The 16648-nt window shown below is 43.3% G+C and carries 12 protein-coding genes; 6 read left to right on the top strand and 6 right to left on the bottom strand.

What is annotated here, in order from left to right; genetic code table 11:
• Positions 1 to 796 (bottom strand): NAD(P)-binding domain-containing protein (locus QZ379_RS01245; protein WP_291557331.1); only part of this gene is annotated, 796 nt, incomplete at its 3' end.
• Positions 797 to 891: 95 nt separating this feature from the next.
• Positions 892 to 2622, bottom strand: coding sequence for a lysine--tRNA ligase (lysS, locus tag QZ379_RS01240; RefSeq protein ID WP_291557328.1), 1731 nt, complete (start codon positions 2620 to 2622; stop codon positions 892 to 894).
• Between the two features lie 245 nt (positions 2623 to 2867).
• Here lysS and QZ379_RS01235 point away from each other — a divergent pair, with 245 nt between their 5' ends.
• From QZ379_RS01235 to QZ379_RS01210, 6 genes are all read left to right on the top strand, one after another.
• The gene (locus tag QZ379_RS01235; protein ID WP_291557326.1) at positions 2868 to 3629 is read left to right on the top strand and encodes an amidohydrolase; all 762 of its coding nucleotides are present in this window, start codon (positions 2868 to 2870) and stop codon (positions 3627 to 3629) included.
• 8 nt (positions 3630 to 3637) lie between these two features.
• Positions 3638 to 5260 carry an indolepyruvate ferredoxin oxidoreductase subunit alpha gene (locus tag QZ379_RS01230; RefSeq protein ID WP_291557324.1) on the top strand — a complete coding sequence of 541 codons (1623 nt, stop codon included), beginning with the start codon at positions 3638 to 3640 and terminating at the stop codon, positions 5258 to 5260.
• Positions 5257 to 5850 carry an indolepyruvate oxidoreductase subunit beta gene (locus QZ379_RS01225; protein WP_291557321.1) on the top strand — a complete coding sequence of 198 codons (594 nt, stop codon included), beginning with the start codon at positions 5257 to 5259 and terminating at the stop codon, positions 5848 to 5850. Before QZ379_RS01230 ends, QZ379_RS01225 begins: the two co-directional genes overlap by 4 nt.
• Before the next feature lie 53 nt (positions 5851 to 5903).
• Positions 5904 to 7223: a pyridoxal phosphate-dependent aminotransferase gene (locus QZ379_RS01220; RefSeq protein ID WP_291557318.1), complete on the top strand. Its 1320-nt coding sequence runs from the start codon at positions 5904 to 5906 to the stop codon at positions 7221 to 7223.
• Positions 7224 to 7403: 180 nt separating this feature from the next.
• A complete protein-coding gene (locus QZ379_RS01215) occupies positions 7404 to 8705 on the top strand; it encodes a phenylacetate--CoA ligase family protein (RefSeq protein ID WP_291557314.1) in 1302 nt (433 codons plus the stop codon).
• A gap of 22 nt (positions 8706 to 8727) precedes the next feature.
• Positions 8728 to 9144 (top strand): ACT domain-containing protein, encoded by a 417-nt coding sequence (locus QZ379_RS01210; RefSeq protein WP_204447414.1) that lies wholly within the window; start codon positions 8728 to 8730, stop codon positions 9142 to 9144.
• Between the two features lie 58 nt (positions 9145 to 9202).
• Here QZ379_RS01210 and QZ379_RS01205 read toward each other — a convergent pair whose 3' ends face one another.
• The 4 genes from QZ379_RS01205 to QZ379_RS01190 all read right to left on the bottom strand — a co-directional run bounded on the left by QZ379_RS01205 (position 9203) and on the right by QZ379_RS01190 (position 16643).
• Positions 9203 to 10453: an ATP-binding protein gene (locus tag QZ379_RS01205; protein ID WP_291557309.1), complete on the bottom strand. Its 1251-nt coding sequence runs from the start codon at positions 10451 to 10453 to the stop codon at positions 9203 to 9205.
• The gene (locus tag QZ379_RS01200; RefSeq protein ID WP_291557308.1) at positions 10450 to 11811 is read right to left on the bottom strand and encodes a sigma-54 dependent transcriptional regulator; all 1362 of its coding nucleotides are present in this window, start codon (positions 11809 to 11811) and stop codon (positions 10450 to 10452) included. Before QZ379_RS01200 ends, QZ379_RS01205 begins: the two co-directional genes overlap by 4 nt.
• A gap of 140 nt (positions 11812 to 11951) precedes the next feature.
• A complete protein-coding gene (locus QZ379_RS01195) occupies positions 11952 to 14291 on the bottom strand; it encodes an ABC transporter permease (protein WP_291557307.1) in 2340 nt (779 codons plus the stop codon).
• Between the two features lie 15 nt (positions 14292 to 14306).
• Complete coding sequence (locus QZ379_RS01190; RefSeq protein ID WP_291557306.1) at positions 14307 to 16643, bottom strand: FtsX-like permease family protein; 2337 nt, start codon at positions 16641 to 16643, stop codon at positions 14307 to 14309.
• Positions 16644 to 16648: the final 5 nt, after the last annotated feature.

Raw genomic sequence — 16648 nt, 5'->3', positions numbered from 1 at the left:
TCATTGTTCCGAAAACACGGTTTCGGCTGAAATTGGAATAGCTTGTAACGAGCAAATCGCCAAGATATGCCGATTCGTTCGTACATCTTTCCACAGGATGCACAGTATTCAGGAAGCGGTTCATTTCCTGTATGGCATTTGAGATAAGCACAGCCTGAAAATTGTCCCCATACTTCAGACCACTGCATATACCGGCAGCTATGGCATATACATTTTTCAGTACAGATGCATACTCTATACCTGCCACGTCTGAATTAACAGAAGTCTTAATGTAGTGGCTTGCCAGTTGTTGTGCAAAGATTTTTGCCTTGTCTATATCCTTGCAGCCTACTGTGAGATATGATAGACGCTCCAAAGCTACCTCTTCAGCATGACATGGCCCTGCCAGAACGGCGATATTTTCTTCCGGGACATCGTATACCTTATTAAAATAATCAGAAACAATAAGGTTCTCGTCCGGCACAATACCTTTTATGGCTGTAACGATGAATTTATCCTTTATTTTGGTTTTCATTTTCTTAAGATGACTTTTAAGGTAAGGCGAAGGAGTGACGAAAATCAGTGTGTCCGATTCTCTTACTACCTTATTTATGTCTGATGAAAAGTTGATATTCTTTACGTTGAAGCGTACACTTGTCAGATAAGCCGGATTATGTCCGAGACGTTTGAAATCTTCTATTCTGTCGTCCCTTCGCATATACCAGTTTATTGACTCGGCCTGGGCAAGAATAATCTTTGCGATAGCTGTAGCCCAGCTACCTCCTCCCATAATAGCTATTTTACCAGGGAATTTCACTTTGGTAATTGTTTTATTGGTTTTTAAGTTCTTAAGTCTTTAAGTTTGTAAGCTCTGAACTTAATCAGAAACTTACAAACTCAAAAACCAAATACTTATTTTATATTTTGTATCCAATTGCTGACTTCGTCAACTGTAGGATTCTTCAGTTCAAGTTTATATTTCTTATTTACTCCACAGATATCCATGTGCAGTTTCTGAGGGTTTACGTCCTTCATGTCTGCTACCATATTATATCCGGCTTTTTGAATCAGTGCTACCCATTCTTCAGGAACACCGATTTCCATGAATTTTGCAGGAGCGTCCTTCGGAATAACCTTTTCAGGTCTCATCTGAGGGAAGAACAATACCTCCTGGATTGTGCTCTGACCTGTCATAAGCATAACCAGACGGTCCATACCGATACCCATACCTGATGTAGGAGGCATACCGTATTCAAGTGCACGAACGAAGTCCTTGTCGATAATCATAGCTTCGTCGTCACCCTTTTCGCTTAGTCTCATCTGTTCTTCGAAGCGTTCAAGCTGGTCTATCGGGTCGTTAAGCTCAGAATATGCGTTACACAATTCCTTACCGTTTACCATAAGTTCAAAACGTTCTGTCAAGTCAGGATTGCTGCGGTGACGCTTAGTAAGCGGAGACATTTCGATAGGGTAGTCAGTGATGAATGTAGGCTGTATATAGTTGCCTTCGCAGAATTCGCCGAAGATTTCGTCGATAAGCTTGCCTTTACCCATAGTATCGTCAATTTCCATATTGAGTTTCTTGCAAACTTCACGAATCTGGTCTTCGTTCATACCTGTAAGGTCATAGCCTGTGAATTCCTTGATAGAATCAAGCATAGTCACACGCTTGAAAGGAGCCTTGAAGTTGATGATGTTGTCGCCCACCTTAACTTCTGTTGTACCGTTTACGTCAAGACAGATTTTTTCAATCATGTTTTCAGTAAACTTCATCATCCAGTTGTAATCCTTGTATGCCACATAGATTTCCATACAAGTAAACTCAGGATTATGTGTACGGTCCATACCTTCGTTACGGAAGTTCTTACCGATTTCGTAAACACCCTCGAAGCCACCCACGATAAGACGTTTCAGATACAATTCGCTGGCGATACGCATGTACAAAGGAATGTCAAGCGCATTATGGTGAGTGATGAACGGACGCGCAGCCGCACCACCCGCAATAGCTTGGAGGATAGGAGTTTCAACTTCGATATAACCTTTAGAGTTGAAGTATTCGCGCATTGAGTTGTAAACCTTGTTGCGCTTGAGGAATATGTCTTTCACTCCGTCGTTTACCACGAGGTCGACATAACGCTGACGGTAACGGAGTTCCGGATCTTCAAATTTGTCATAAGCCACTCCGTCTTTGTATTTTACGATAGGAAGTGGTTTGATTGATTTAGATAGAACTGTAAGTTTCTTTGCGTGGATTGAGATTTCACCCATCTGAGTGCGGAATACGAAACCTTCGATACCCACAAAGTCGCCCAAATCAAGTAAACGTTTGAAAACTACATTATATAAATCCTTATTTTCATCAGGACAAATGTCATCGCGTGTGATATAAACCTGAATACGACCTTTAGAGTCTTGCAATTCAATGAAAGAGGCTTTACCCATTACACGGCGTGACATGATACGTCCGGCTACAGAAACCATGCGTGGTTCAGACTCTTCGTCCTTGAATTCATCTTTTATATCAGTAGAAAATGCGTTTGTTACATACTCTGCTGCAGGATACGGGTCTATGCCCATAGCTCTCATCTCATTCAGACTGTTGCGTCTGATAATTTCCTGTTCACTTAGTTCTAATACGTTCATTTCTTATATATTAACTATATTTTGGTACAAAAATAAGAAACATTTCGGAATATATTAACATATGTGTGCCACTTTTTGCATAAATAACCCAACATATGCTCTCGATGAACCTTTTTTTCTTATGTTCTAAAATGTCGTTTGATGTCAAAAATATTGAATAGTGGTAGTTTGTCAAATAAAATGTCGTAATTTTTTGTATCTTATCATTAAATTGTTACCTTTGAGCCGTTCTAAATGTGAAAAGCATGAAAATAGTGATTTTACAAACAGATATAGTCTGGGCCAATCCTTCGGCCAATATAGAAAAGGCAGATGAGATAATAAACAAATATGATGATGTTGACATATTTGTTTTGCCGGAAATGTTTTCTACCGGTTTCTGTACCAATCCGGAAGGAATAGCAGAGAAATATGACTCAGGAACTTTGGAATGGATGAAGCTTACGGCACAGCGTAAGACATGTGCTGTGGCCGGCAGTATAGCTCTGGAGGAAAAAGGTCAGTTTTATAACAGATTCTATTTCGTACACCCGGGAGGCATGGTGGAATGGTATGATAAAAAACATCTGTTTACTTATGGTGGGGAACATAAACGGTTTACTGCCGGTACAAGGCGAGTGATTGTCAATTATAAAGATGTAAGGATTCTTCTGCAAGTCTGCTACGACCTGCGTTTCCCTGTGTGGAGCAGAAACAGGAATGATTATGATGTAGCTTTCTATGTGGCAAGTTGGCCTACACCGCGAGTAGAAGCTTGGAAGTTGTTGCTGAAAGCAAGAGCTATTGAAAACCAGTGCTATGTAGTAGGTGTGAACAGAGTGGGCAAGGACCCGAATTGCGATTACATAGGTGGCAGTGCGGTGATTGACCCGTACGGAAAAGTGATTGCAGCTTGCGAGGACGGCAGGGCGTGCGAGGCTGTAGTAGAAATAGATATGTCGGAACTTGAAACTTTCCGGAAGAAATTTCCGGTATTGAACGATGCCGACCCATTTGAAATAGTATAACTCGAAATATGGAAAACAGTAAGAAATTATTACTCTTGGGCGACCAAGCTATAGCTTTGGGAGCCATTCATGCAGGTATCTCCGGAGTATATGCATATCCGGGTACACCTTCGACTGAAATAACAGAATATATACAGGAACATCCTCTTGCAAAAGAACGCGGATTGCACAGCAGCTGGTGTACAAACGAAAAGACAGCCATGGAGGCTGCTCTTGGAGTGGGTTATGTAGGCAAGCGTGCTTTGGTATGTATGAAGCATGTGGGAATGAACGTATGTGCCGATGCTTTTGTCAATTCCGGTATGACCGGTGCCAATGGCGGGGTAGTGGTGGTAGCTGCCGATGACCCTTCCATGCATTCGTCGCAGAATGAGCAGGACTCAAGATTCTACGGCAAGTTTGCCATGGTTCCTATCCTCGAACCTTCATCACAGCAGGAGGCATACGATATGATGCAATATGCTTTTGAAATGTCCGAGCGTGAGGAAACTCCTGTTCTTATGAGAATTACTACACGTATGGCACACTCTCGTGCAGCAGTAGCCGTTAAGAATGAGGCTTCCGAGGTTACATCTACAGGTAGAGCTTCTTCGCCTGCCAACTGGGTACTTCTTCCGGCAAATGCACGTCGTCGTAATAAGGAAGTAATCGAACTTCAGCCGGTATTGCGCAAACTCTCGGAAGAATCACCTTTCAATAAAGCCGAGAATGTATCTTCCGAAAAAGCTGATTTGGGAATAGTAGCTTGCGGTATAGGATACAATTATGTAATGGAAAATTACCCTGACGGATGTCCTTATCCTATAGTAAAGGTATCGCAATATCCGCTTCCTACGGATAAGATTATTGCTTTGGCAAATTCATGTAAAGAGATATTGGTTGTTGAAGACGGACAGCCTTTTGTAGAAGAACAGCTTCTTGGTGTATTGCCTTCGCAGTATGTCGTGAAAGGACGATTGAGCGGAGCGTTGCCTCGCACCGGTGAGTTGAATCCTGACAATGTCAAGGCAGGACTTGGCATGGAAGCAGCTGAGGTTTATCCTTCGGCACAGAATGTTGTTCCTCGTCCGCCTGCACTGTGTAACGGATGCGGACACCGCGATGTATATGATGCGCTTAACAAAGTGGCTGCCGAGTATGCCGATACAAAGATATTCGGTGATATAGGTTGCTATACCCTTGGAGCACTGCCTCCATTCCGCGCTTTGCACAGTTGTGTAGATATGGGTGCTTCCATCACTATGGCCAAAGGTGCAGCCGATGCAGGTCAGTTTCCTTCAATAGCTATAATAGGCGATTCCACTTTCACCCATTCCGGTATGACAGGACTTCTTGATGCGGTGAACGACAAGTCGAATATCGTTGTAGTAATCTCCGATAATCTTACTACAGCCATGACGGGCGGACAGGATTCAGCCGGAACAAACAAGTTCGAGGCTATCTGTCTCGGTCTTGGAGTAGAGCCGGAGCATGTGCGTGTGGTAGTTCCATTACCAAAGAATATGGACGAAATCACTCGCATCATCCGCGAAGAGATAGAATACAAAGGTGTGTCGGTAATTATCCCGCGCCGTGAATGTATGCAGACACTTAACCGTAAGTTGAAACAGAAAAGAGCCGAAAAACAATGAAAACAGATATAATTCTTTCAGGTGTGGGAGGTCAGGGTATCCTCTCCATCGCAACTATAATAGGTGAGGCGGCTACACGCAGCGGACTTAATCTGAAACAGGCTGAAGTACACGGTATGAGTCAGCGCGGAGGAGATGTTCAGTCTAATCTCCGTCTGTCGGACAAACCTATCGCTTCCGACCTTATTCCTCTCGGAGGAGCAGATATGATACTTTCTCTTGAGCCGATGGAAGCTCTGCGCTATCTGCCGTATCTGGCTAAGGACGGGTGGATTATCACATCTTCCACTCCGTTCAAGAACATACCGAACTATCCGGATGTTGAGGCTATAATGGCTGAGCTTAATTCACTGCCCAATGTGGTTTCGCTGGATATTGATGCCATAGCTAAAGAAAACAACATGCCTAAATGCGGAAACGTAATTCTTCTTGGTGCGGCAGCGGCATTATTCACTATTATTGACAAGGAAACACTTTATCACAGCATAGAGCGTATCTTTGGTTCAAAGGGTGAAGCTGTGGTGGAGATGAACCATCGTGCTTTTAATATCGGATATGAGTATAGTTTGAAGAAGACATCTTCAAAGTGAATAGACATTGAGTCTCATTTTTAATTATTCATTTTTCATTTTTAATTATCAACGTGAAAGTCTTCAGTAAAGAATTAGTAGAGCAGGTAGTAAAAGAGATGAAGGTTGCCGACCTCAGAAATGCCACCATAGGTGATGTACTCCTTGTGGCATCACGTCTGGAACAGCTCACTGGCATACCTTTCATCCGTATGGACCAGGGTTCTCCGGGTCTACCTGCCAACAAGATAGGTATCGAAGCCGAAAAGGCAGCTCTCGATAAAGGATTGGGAGCACAATATCCCGCTGCTGCCGGAGTTCAGGAACTTAAGGATGCGGCATCACGTTTTGTCAAGGCATTCATAAATATTGACATTTCTCCACGTGCATGTCTGCCTACTACGGGTTCCGTGGCCGCATCGTTCGGAGCGTTCATTGCTTGTACGCAGCGTATTCCGGGAAAGGACAAGGTTCTGTTCATAGACCCTGGTTTCCCTATTCAGAAATCTCAGTTGCGTATCCTCGGTATCAAATGGAAACTGTTTGATATATACAATTATCGTGGCGAGGCTCTTCGTGCAAAATTGGAAAGCATGATGGCTGATGGTGATGTCGCGGCAATAGTATATTCCAATCCGAACAATCCGGCATGGTTCTGTCTGGATGAGGACGAACTTAAAATCATTGGCGAACTTGCTACCAAATATGACACGATAGTGCTGGAAGACCAGGCATATTTCTGTATGGACTTCCGCAGTCCGTTCGGCCGTCCGTATCAGGAACCGTACGTGCCTACAGTAGCAAGATATACAGACAATTATATCCTTATGCTTTCTGCATCAAAAATCTTCAGCTATGCCGGACAGCGTATCGCGCTGGCATGTATCTCCGACAAGCTTTTCGACAAGCAGTATCCCGCACTTGCGGAGAGATATGAAGACTCAGGTATCTTCGGACCTACTTTCATAGCCTCCATAATGTATATGATAACCTCCGGTTGTACTGCCACCACGCAGTATGCCATGGCTGAAATGCTGAACAAATCGGTGGAAGGAGTGATAGACTTCGTAGAGGATACACGCGAGTACGAACGCCGCGCACGCCGGATGAAACAGATATTCACAGACAATGGTTTCAGCATAGTTTACGATTATGATGTCCACCAGAAAGTAGGCGACGGTTTCTTCTTCACCTTGGGATATCCCGGCATGACAGGAGGAGAGTTGCTCGAAGAACTTATGTACTATGGTGTCAGCAGTATCTCACTTTCCACTACGGGAAGCGACCAGCAGGGAGTACGTGCATGTACATCGCGCATGAGGGAAGAACTTTATCCTGTTCTGGAAGAAAGAATGAAAGCTTTCAGAGAGGACCATCCGCTGAAAAACGTATAATTATATAGGTGTGTTTTGGTGCTGACCATCGTCAGCACCACTGCTGACAATGGTGGGCAGCATTGCCGACGATGGTCAGCAGTGCTGCCGACTATGGTCGGCACCAAGAAATGTCTGCTTGTTTTTCATATAAAGCAGCGAAAAAACAAGTAAAAAATCTAACCATTAAAGATAATACCCATGTTTTGGAATGAAAATAAGGAATGTATGCCTCGCGAACAGATGCGCGAGCTGCAGGGGAAAAGACTTCAGAAACTGGTGACATATGTCTATCATAATGTCCCGTTCTACAGAAAGAAAATGCAGGAGATGGATTTGTCGCCTGATGATATCCGCAGTATAGATGACATAGTGAAACTTCCTTTCACTACGAAGCAGGACTTGCGTGATAATTATCCGTACGGATTGCAGGCTGCACCGGCTTCGGAGATAGTACGTGTGCACGCATCTTCCGGTACAACCGGTAATCCTACTATCGTGGGATATACACGTAAGGACTTGGCCATATGGTCCGAAGTAATGTCACGCTGTCTTACTGCATACGGAGTTACACGTGATGATACTTTCTCGGTGAGCTATGGTTACGGACTCTTTACCGGAGGGCTTGGAGCACACTACGGAGTGGAAAACCTGGGAGCTACGGTGATTCCGGCATCTACAGGTAATACAGAGAAACACATCCGTCTTATCCGCGACCTGAAGATTACAGGTATAGCATGTACACCGTCGTATGCCATGTATCTGGCAGAAGTGATGGAAAAGATGGGACTTACAAAGAATGACCTCGGACTCCGTATCGGTGCTTTCGGTGCCGAACCATGGACTGAGAATATGCGTAAGGAGATAGAAGACCGTCTTGGATTGAAAGCTTACAACATCTATGGCTTGAGCGAAATAATGGGACCGGGTGTATCATACGAATGCCAGGAACAGAACGGTTCGCATATCAACGAAGACCATTTCTATCCTGAAATCATTGACCCTAACACTCTTCAACCATTGCCTTACGGACAGCAGGGTGAACTTGTCTTCACCACACTGACAAAGGAGGGTATGCCATTGCTCCGTTATCGCACGAAGGACCTGACATCGCTCATAGATACTCCATGTCCGTGCGGACGTACATCAGTGCGTATGACTCCTATCATGGGACGAAGCGACGATATGCTCATCATTCGCGGTATCAATGTATTCCCGTCACAGGTGGAAAGCGTTATCCTCGAAATGAAGGAATTCGAACCACAGTATATGTTGATTGTAGACCGTAAGGGTAATCTTGATACTCTGGAAATTCAGGTTGAAGTACGTCGCGACTTCTTCAGCGATGATATCGGAGCTATGCTTGCTCTGAAGAAATCACTTGCCGACAAACTGAAGAGTGTACTCTCCATCAGTGCCGATGTCAAGTTGGTTGAACCTAACAGCATAGTCCGCAGTCAGGGAAAATCGAAGAGAGTGATAGATAACCGTAAGTTGGTGTAAGAAAATTTTTAATTAAAGTAACATGACCATAAAGCAATTATCAGTATTCCTAGAGAACAAGACAGGAAGAATAAATGATGTAGTCCGCACATTGGGACAGAACGGCATAAACATGCATGCCTTCAGTATGGCAGAAACAACTGATTTCGGAATCCTCCGTCTTATAGTGTCCGATGTAGATAAGGCAGTTGAAGTATTGCGTGCGCAGAACTTTGCTGTAATGTCCACAGAAGTTATCTGCCTCAGTTGTGATAACACTCCAGGTTCCCTTGCCGTGATTTTAGAGTATCTGGCAGAGGAAAAAATCTTTATAGAATATATGTATGCCTTTGCCCAGAACGACAAAGCTCATGTAGTGATAAAACCTAATGACCTAAAGGCATGTCTGGCAGTGCTTGATGCAAAAGGCTGTACGGTGTTGAAGAAAGGGGATTTGTAATATATTAATACATGGAAATATTTAAAATGTCAGGTGGGGCAAAAACACCTGACATTTTTTATTTGAACTGCAACTTGAAAATGGTATTTTTTTCATTGCTGCAAACCAGTGAGATATTTCCATTGTGAAGACGCATAATCTGGCGTGAGAGGCTTAATCCTACGCCTGTCCCTTCCTGCTTCGTAGTGTAGAACGGAACAAAAATATCATCATAGTTTTCCTTGTTGATAGGGCGACCATTGTTTGATACACATATCACAACTGTTTCGTTGAAATCTATTTCTGCAGTTATTTCTATAGTTTTGGCTTTTGCCTGAATAGCGTTTTTAATCAGATTTATAAATACCTGTGAAATCTGGTCTATATCGGCATAAAGTAAAATATCGTCAGATTTCTCGGTATATGTTATTTCCGCTCCTGAGTTATGTACCTGTTCCTTTGTCAGTTGGGTTACTCTGTCTATCAGTTCCTTCAGGTAGAATGCTTTCTTTACAGGTGCTGATATCCTGGTTAGTGAACGATATGTGTCAACAAATTTTATCAATCCTTTGGCTGATTCAGAGATTGTGTCCAAACCAATTTTAAGTTCTTTACGATTGAGTGCTTGGGTGTCCGGTGTGGAATCCAATTCCATATAAAGAGTATGACTCAGCGAAGCGATTGGAGTTACGGTGTTCATTATTTCATGTGTAAGCACACGTATAAGTTTGTTCCACGACATCTCTTCGTTGCGCGACATTTCGTTACTTATGTCATTTATAACGATAATTTTTACATTCTTTTCCTGCAACGATGTTTCTGATGACGAAACTGAAAGTGTGGTCTGTCCCTTTTCATTGTAGAAGGAAACACGCATTTCATTATTTGCTTCGGAAATGTTTTCAAAGCATTCCTGTATTTCCAGACTGATATTTGCCAATTGGCGTATGTTGCTTAGTGTTGCCACTCCAAGTATATTCAGTGCTGCCGCATTGCAGTATGAAACTTTTCCACTGAATTTCTCGTTCAGTTCCACTACCACTATACCTGTCTTCACTCTGTCCAGCATCTGTCCGTAGTAACGTTCCTGCTCGTTTATCTCCTGTTTTTCCTTTTCGAATATCAGTCGTATTCTGTTCAGAGTCTTGTTGAATCTGCGGTACAGGAATTTCTTTTCGTCAAAACGGAAATTTGTTTCCTTGTCTTCCAGTGCGTCAAGAATGTATGAAACCTTGCGGTGTGTCCTTCGCGCATAGTACATACCGGAAATTATTGCAGATACTAATGCAGTAGCAATAATGATTAATATGACATTTTCATACGAAATCATATATTATATTTTTTCAGTTTCGTATATAGGGTAGGGCGGCTAATGTTCAATGATTTTGCTACATGGGTAAGATTGCCGTTGTATCTTTCCATTGCTGCACGTATGGTTCTTTCCTCCACTTCTTCCAGTGTTTCTTCTCCTGAAGCTGATGCTTGCGGTTTTACCTCATAAGTGTGTTGCCTATCAGGCAGACAGAAGTCCGAAAACTGAAGTTCTGTACCGTCCGTCAGGATTACTGCCTTTTCTATTGTGTTTTGCAGTTCGCGGATGTTTCCGTTCCATCTGCATGAAACCAATGCCTTTTCCGCTTCACTTGAAATGCCGGATACTTCACGATGATATTTCTCGGCATATCTCTTTATGAATATCTTTGCCAAAGGGATAATCTCATCGGTTCTTTCTCTAAGGGGAGGAAGTTGCAGATGCATGGTGTTGATACGATAGTAGAGGTCCTCGCGGAACTCGCCGTTTCGTATCATTTCCTCAAGATTGCGGTTGGTGGCACAGATGAGGCGGATATCTACAGGAGTTGATTGCGAACTTCCCACCTTGCTTACCGTTCTGTTCTGAAGAACTCTGAGCAGCTTGGCCTGCAGATTAAGAGGGATATTTCCTATTTCGTCAAGAAACAGTGTACTGCCGTTAGCCTGTTCTATTTTTCCCACACGGTCTGTATGAGCGTCCGTAAAGGCTCCTTTTACGTGCCCGAACAGTTCGCTTTCAAAAAGTGTTTCCGTTATTGCTCCTGCATCCACACAAACCATCGGCTTCATTCCCCTGTCAGACAGACGATGGATTTCTGCCGCGAGCACATCTTTTCCCGTACCGTTTTCTCCCGTAATAAGAATGCTTGCGTCTGTTGAGGCTATTTTGTTTACGGTGCGGAATATATTTTTCATTGCAGGACTACTACCCCAGTGCATTGTTGCAGTCTGACTCACCGCAGGTTTCATGTTTTTCCTTTTTGTTCCTGTGTCCCTGTGCTTGTAGGCGGCATCAAGCACAGAAATAAGTTTTTCGTTTTCCCAAGGCTTTACAATGAAGTCGAATGCTCCGCGCTTCATTCCCTCTACAGCCAGTGATATGTCAGCATAAGCGGTGAAGAGTACAACTTCAGTCGTAGGGCTTGTTTTTTTGATTTCCGAGAGCCAGTACAATCCCTCGTTTCCGGTATTGGCAGACGACTGGAAGTTCATATCCAGCAAAATCACGTCAGGCATAAATTCTCTTAACTGTGAGTTTATGACGTTTGGTGATGCCACAGCCTTTACTTCCTTGAAGTATTTAGGCAGTAGCAGTTGGAGTGCTGCCCTTATTCCGCTATTATCATCTACTACTAATATTTTGGCTTTGTTCATGTTCTCTTTTTTACTTTATGTGCAAAAATATAAGTTTTGGAGTTTATTTATGGCCTGTTATAGAAAAAATTATCCGCAGGCACATACATTCATCACGAACTGGTGTAGCCTGCGGCTTAATTAGAGAGAGATTTTTTTATTTATTCGGTCTCCAATGATATGTTTGGAGATTCAAGTGCCAGTGAATTATATCTCATAACTACAAGTATTGCCGTAAGCACCTGTATGAACAGGAACACCAGCAGAAATATCCACCATGACACATTTACTTTCATGGCAAATCCCTGTAGGTATTCGTTTATCGCTATCACTGCTACGGGTATCGATATGATGAAACCTGCCAGAACAATAAAGAAGTACGGCTTGTTTCCCAGCCAGAGTACATCAGTGTATTCTGCCCCGAACACTTTGCGAATGGCTATTTCCTTTCTCTTATGCTGAATGTCGAATATCACCATAGAGAAGACGCCGACCAGTGACAATACTACGGCTATTATTGAAAAACACAGCATCGTGTTGGCAAAAGAATTCTCACGCTGATATTGAGTGGCAGTCACATTGTCGTAAAACAATACTTCGGTAGGATATTCGGGTTCCACTTTACTGATTATCTCTTTTATGTGGGATACTGTCGCAGCTCTGTCGTATCCGGAAGCAAGTCTCACAAACATATCCGACAGGTATCCGCTTTCGGCCGGTAGCGAAACAAAGCATATAGCACTCCGGCTTTTGCGCATGGATGTGAAGTTTATATTGTCGCATATACCTATTGCCTCTGCTTCCATGGAAGGGATATTTCCGAGTTCCATACCGTAATTGTCCTTCATATAGCGGTTAACTATAATGTCTCCTTTGCTCGTTTTCGGGAATGTTTTCCCTTCTGTCATCTTTATTCCCATCACCTCCGGAAAATCAGGAGTTACATATATCAGGAAGCTCGGAATATCTGTTCCGTTATATTCTATTCCCTCTGTGCAATAAGTGTCCTGTGCACCGAATCTTTCGGACGCGAATGCCACATTCTCTATTTCAGGATGTTTCTGAAGTTCTTCCTTTATCCACGAACCTTTGTTCTTCACTATGTCGCTTGTCAGTCCTACAATGGCTATGCGGTCCTTGTCAAACTTCGGGTCGAACTGAAGCATCATCCTGTTCTGCAGATAGATTGCCGCTATGAACAGAATCAATGAGCACGAAATGGCATATTGCACGCACAGTAGAGATTTCTTGATTTTCATACCGGAAGAACTTAGGTTGAAGTTCCCTCTCATTGCAAGTTCTCCGGTATATGATGTGGCGAAGAATGCAGGATAAATTCCTGAAAGTATTCCGCCTGACAGTGCCAGAAGCAGTGTGTTGAATACAATGGAAGAATTCTTCTCAAAGCCGAACGCTGTGTTTACGATTCCCATTTCTGTGACGGCAGGAGAGAGGAAAACAACTGCAATCACAGCTCCGGCAAATGCTATGAGCGACAGAAGGACAGTTTCCTGAATTATCTCAATGCGTATCGTGTGAGTGTCTTCACCAAGTATTATCCTGGTGTTGATGGATTTAAGTCTTGACGGAATGAGCGAGGTATAGAAATTTGTGAAGTTCAGCAGACCGACAATGATTATGAGGAATGAGATAATGGTCAGTACATTGTATTGTGTGAGACTTCCGCTCCTGAACACACGTCCGTCCGACTTCTCTTCCTGAAAATATACGTCAACCAGCGGTGTGAGGTAAATAGGGGTGAGACCACGGTATTTATCAAACTCGAACTTGCTGTTGAATTCATCCTCCACCAGAGAAACATTCCCGCTGTCGTCAAGACGGAGATAGCATACAAAGTTGCTTGCTCCGAAGTCCTGAAGGAAGAAATCCGGAATCTTCATGTATATCTCATTCCGTATCTGTGAGTTCGCGGGCAAGTCCTCGTAAACGGCACCTACAGTCCATTTGTCGTAACGCAGAAATCCTGTACCGGACTTAATTTTCACCTGTTTGCCGATAGGAGATTCGTTGCCGAAAATCCTACGTGCCGTACTTTGCGGAATGGCAAGCTGCTCGTTCTTCGACAGTGTGGCGGAATCGCCTTCTATAATCTTTATTCCGAAGACCTTGAAGAAGTCTTCACTCACTACATTGGCGGTTTCTATGAATCCGCCGGAAACACCGTCTTTCATGGTGGTGATATATACCTCGCCAAGGAACGGACATACCATTGTCCCGGCTACGATATGGCTTGAAGAGCGTATAACTTCATCCGAAAATCCCGGAGGAAGTATTGAGCGGAAAATGGTATTGTTGTCCGAAAGATCCACTCTGTAGATGTTCCCGGCGTCAGGATGGAATCTGTCGAAACCCTTTTCAAAGTCTAACTGCACGGATATGAGCATAAAGGCGCTGAATGCCAGAATCAGACCGATAATGCTCATAAGCATTGGAACGAAGTATTTCCTCAACGTATATTTTATGTTTCTCAGTGCTTGCATATAAGTTCGGGGTTATTATTCGTTTTTAAGTGACAATACCGGATTGGCATTCGATATTTTCAGGCTGCATATTACCACAGTAGCTACTACTATTATAGCCACTATCAGGTCTGCTGCAAGGAAATATAGCAATGACAGACTGACTTTCTCGGCAAACTGTTCCAGCCAGAGTCCTGCCACATAATATGCCAGCGCATCGCCTATGATAAAGGCTACAACGAGCCATTTCATTATGCCGGATACGAAAAGCGAAAGGATTTCTGTCGTGGTGGCTCCGTTTATCTTGCGTATGGCAATCTCCTTGCTTCTTCGTTGTGCTTCATCGCGAACGTATCCCACGAGTCCGAGGAATGCTATTGCTATGGAGAATATACTTCCGGCAAGGATGGTGTTCTTCATCTTCTTGTTGTCGTCATACATACTGTTCATTACCTGTTCGTATGAGAAAACTTCCATCTCCTTTTCGGTAATCACTTCACTCAGTTTGTTCTGAATTCTGTTTATTGTTTCAGGATTGATGTCCTTAACCTTTATAAGTATGAACGGCATAGATTCATTATCTGCCTTACCTGTAAAGCGTACGCTCGGACGTTCGTCCATTCTGTTCAGCAGTCCGATACGGTAGTCCTCGTAAACTCCCGAGATTGTCAGAATTCCATGATTCATTGCTGAAGACTCTGAATGTTCGGTCAGATAAATACCTTTTCCTATTGGGCCGTCATTCCAGTCGGTAAACTCTTTCATCTTTTCCACGAAACTGCGGCTGACTGCAATCTCGTTTTCTGCTGCCGGTACACGTCCTTCAATTATTGGAATGTCAAAGAACTCGAAGAATCCTTCTGTGCCGGCATACTGGTCGGCTATGTTGAAAAGTTCGCTGTCGCCTCCGGGAAGATATACATTGTTTCCAGAGCAATAGTCGAATGGAAGAGTGTATGCTCTCTCCACGTCAACTACTTCGGGTAGGGATGATATTACTTCCACGCTTCTCGCCGCCTGTACGTTATCTACTCCTCTGACATTATAGTATAACACGTTGTCGTAATTATATCCAGGATCATCGTTCAGAGCCTTGTCGTACTGAGCGGCAATGATGAAAACAAAACTCAGAAGGAACACGTTTATGATAAACTGGATGAACAACAGACAGAGTTTCCATTTCCTTTTGTTCTCCTTGTAGTTCATGAACGCCACGCTTACCGGAATTTTGTTGTAAAGATATCCCGGAAGCAAAGCCGAAACCAGGAACAATACCAGTATCACTCCGCATAGTACAATCATAGTCTCCTTTATGAAAAGAGCCTCCAGACTGACTCCAAGCAGATATTCTATTGTCTGTCTGAATCCCAATATCATCAGGAATGCCAGAAGCAGTGAGAAGAACAGATATACTGATGTCTCTTTAATCAGCATACCGTATATGTTTGTTCCTTCTGCGCCATAGCATTTGTGGATACCTATCTCCTTCGAGCGTTTCACCATTTCCGATATGGATATAAGCATATAGTTCATCAGTGATATCAGAACCAGTACAAACGAAACTACGGAAAGAATGATTATAAGATTCCTTACGTATGGTTCCGATGTATGAAGCTTATGGAACGGACTGAGTACACACCATATCTTGTATCCGCTGTTTTTCAGTTCCTCCATAGGCAGGTTCTTGTCCATCATCTTGCGTATGGCAGGGTCAATGGATTCAGGTGTAACATCTTCTTCAAGTTTTACGTATCCTTTGTATCGGTCATTTCCGAGCCAGTTATCTGTACTTACCTTTGGATAAGTTTCCATAGAAAGCAGGATGTCGTAATACAGGCTTCCGTTTTCCGGGAAATCTTCATACACTCCTCCTACGGTAAACTTTAGTTTGGGTGCCTCTTCGTTGTAAATAATTTTTCCTACAGCCTTGTCAATGCCTCCCATCTTTTCGGCAAACGAACGGCTTACCATCACGTTGAATTTCTGAGCCAATACTTCCTTCGGGTTTCCTGCCAGAATCTTACGGTCGAAGACATCGAAGAATGCGGTATCCGCCAGAACCAGCGTACCGGTTACAAGAGCCTTTTCTTCCGTATAGAATTTGTCGCTTTCGAAAAGGAAGGTTGTACGTGTGGCGCTTTCCACTCCCGGTACATATTTCTTGAATCCGGGAGCTACTCCACCACTTATCTGACTGTTTTCGTCTGTTTCACCTCTCAGTGAATACACTGCCTTGATGAGATATATCCGTTCCAGGCCTTTGTAAAAATTGTCGTATGACGACTCAAAGCATACCTTGGCTATAAGAATACATCCTATGGCAAGACCTATTCCGAGGGAGAATATCTTCAATATGTTGTTGAACTTTAGCATGATAT

Origin of the sequence: Bacteroides sp. (assembly GCF_019417265.1) — a bacterium.
Classification (GTDB): Bacteria; Bacteroidota; Bacteroidia; order Bacteroidales; family Bacteroidaceae; genus Phocaeicola.
The sequence above is the reverse complement of the archived record's forward strand: the minus strand, read 5'-3'. Positions and strand labels throughout refer to the sequence as shown.

Excerpts from the sequence above, each read along its gene's own strand:
- lysS (WP_291557328.1), bottom strand. The coding sequence starts at position 2,622 with ATGAACGTATTAGAACTAAGTGAACAGGAAATTATCAGACGCAACAGT.
- QZ379_RS01235 (WP_291557326.1), top strand. The coding sequence starts at position 2,868 with ATGAAAATAGTGATTTTACAAACAGATATAGTCTGGGCCAATCCTTCG.
- QZ379_RS01230 (WP_291557324.1), top strand. The coding sequence starts at position 3,638 with ATGGAAAACAGTAAGAAATTATTACTCTTGGGCGACCAAGCTATAGCT.
- QZ379_RS01225 (WP_291557321.1), top strand. The coding sequence starts at position 5,257 with ATGAAAACAGATATAATTCTTTCAGGTGTGGGAGGTCAGGGTATCCTC.
- QZ379_RS01215 (WP_291557314.1), top strand. The coding sequence starts at position 7,404 with ATGTTTTGGAATGAAAATAAGGAATGTATGCCTCGCGAACAGATGCGC.
- QZ379_RS01210 (WP_204447414.1), top strand. The coding sequence starts at position 8,728 with ATGACCATAAAGCAATTATCAGTATTCCTAGAGAACAAGACAGGAAGA.
- QZ379_RS01205 (WP_291557309.1), bottom strand. The coding sequence starts at position 10,453 with ATGATTTCGTATGAAAATGTCATATTAATCATTATTGCTACTGCATTA.
- QZ379_RS01200 (WP_291557308.1), bottom strand. The coding sequence starts at position 11,811 with ATGAACAAAGCCAAAATATTAGTAGTAGATGATAATAGCGGAATAAGG.
- QZ379_RS01195 (WP_291557307.1), bottom strand. The coding sequence starts at position 14,291 with ATGCAAGCACTGAGAAACATAAAATATACGTTGAGGAAATACTTCGTT.
- QZ379_RS01190 (WP_291557306.1), bottom strand. The coding sequence starts at position 16,643 with ATGCTAAAGTTCAACAACATATTGAAGATATTCTCCCTCGGAATAGGT.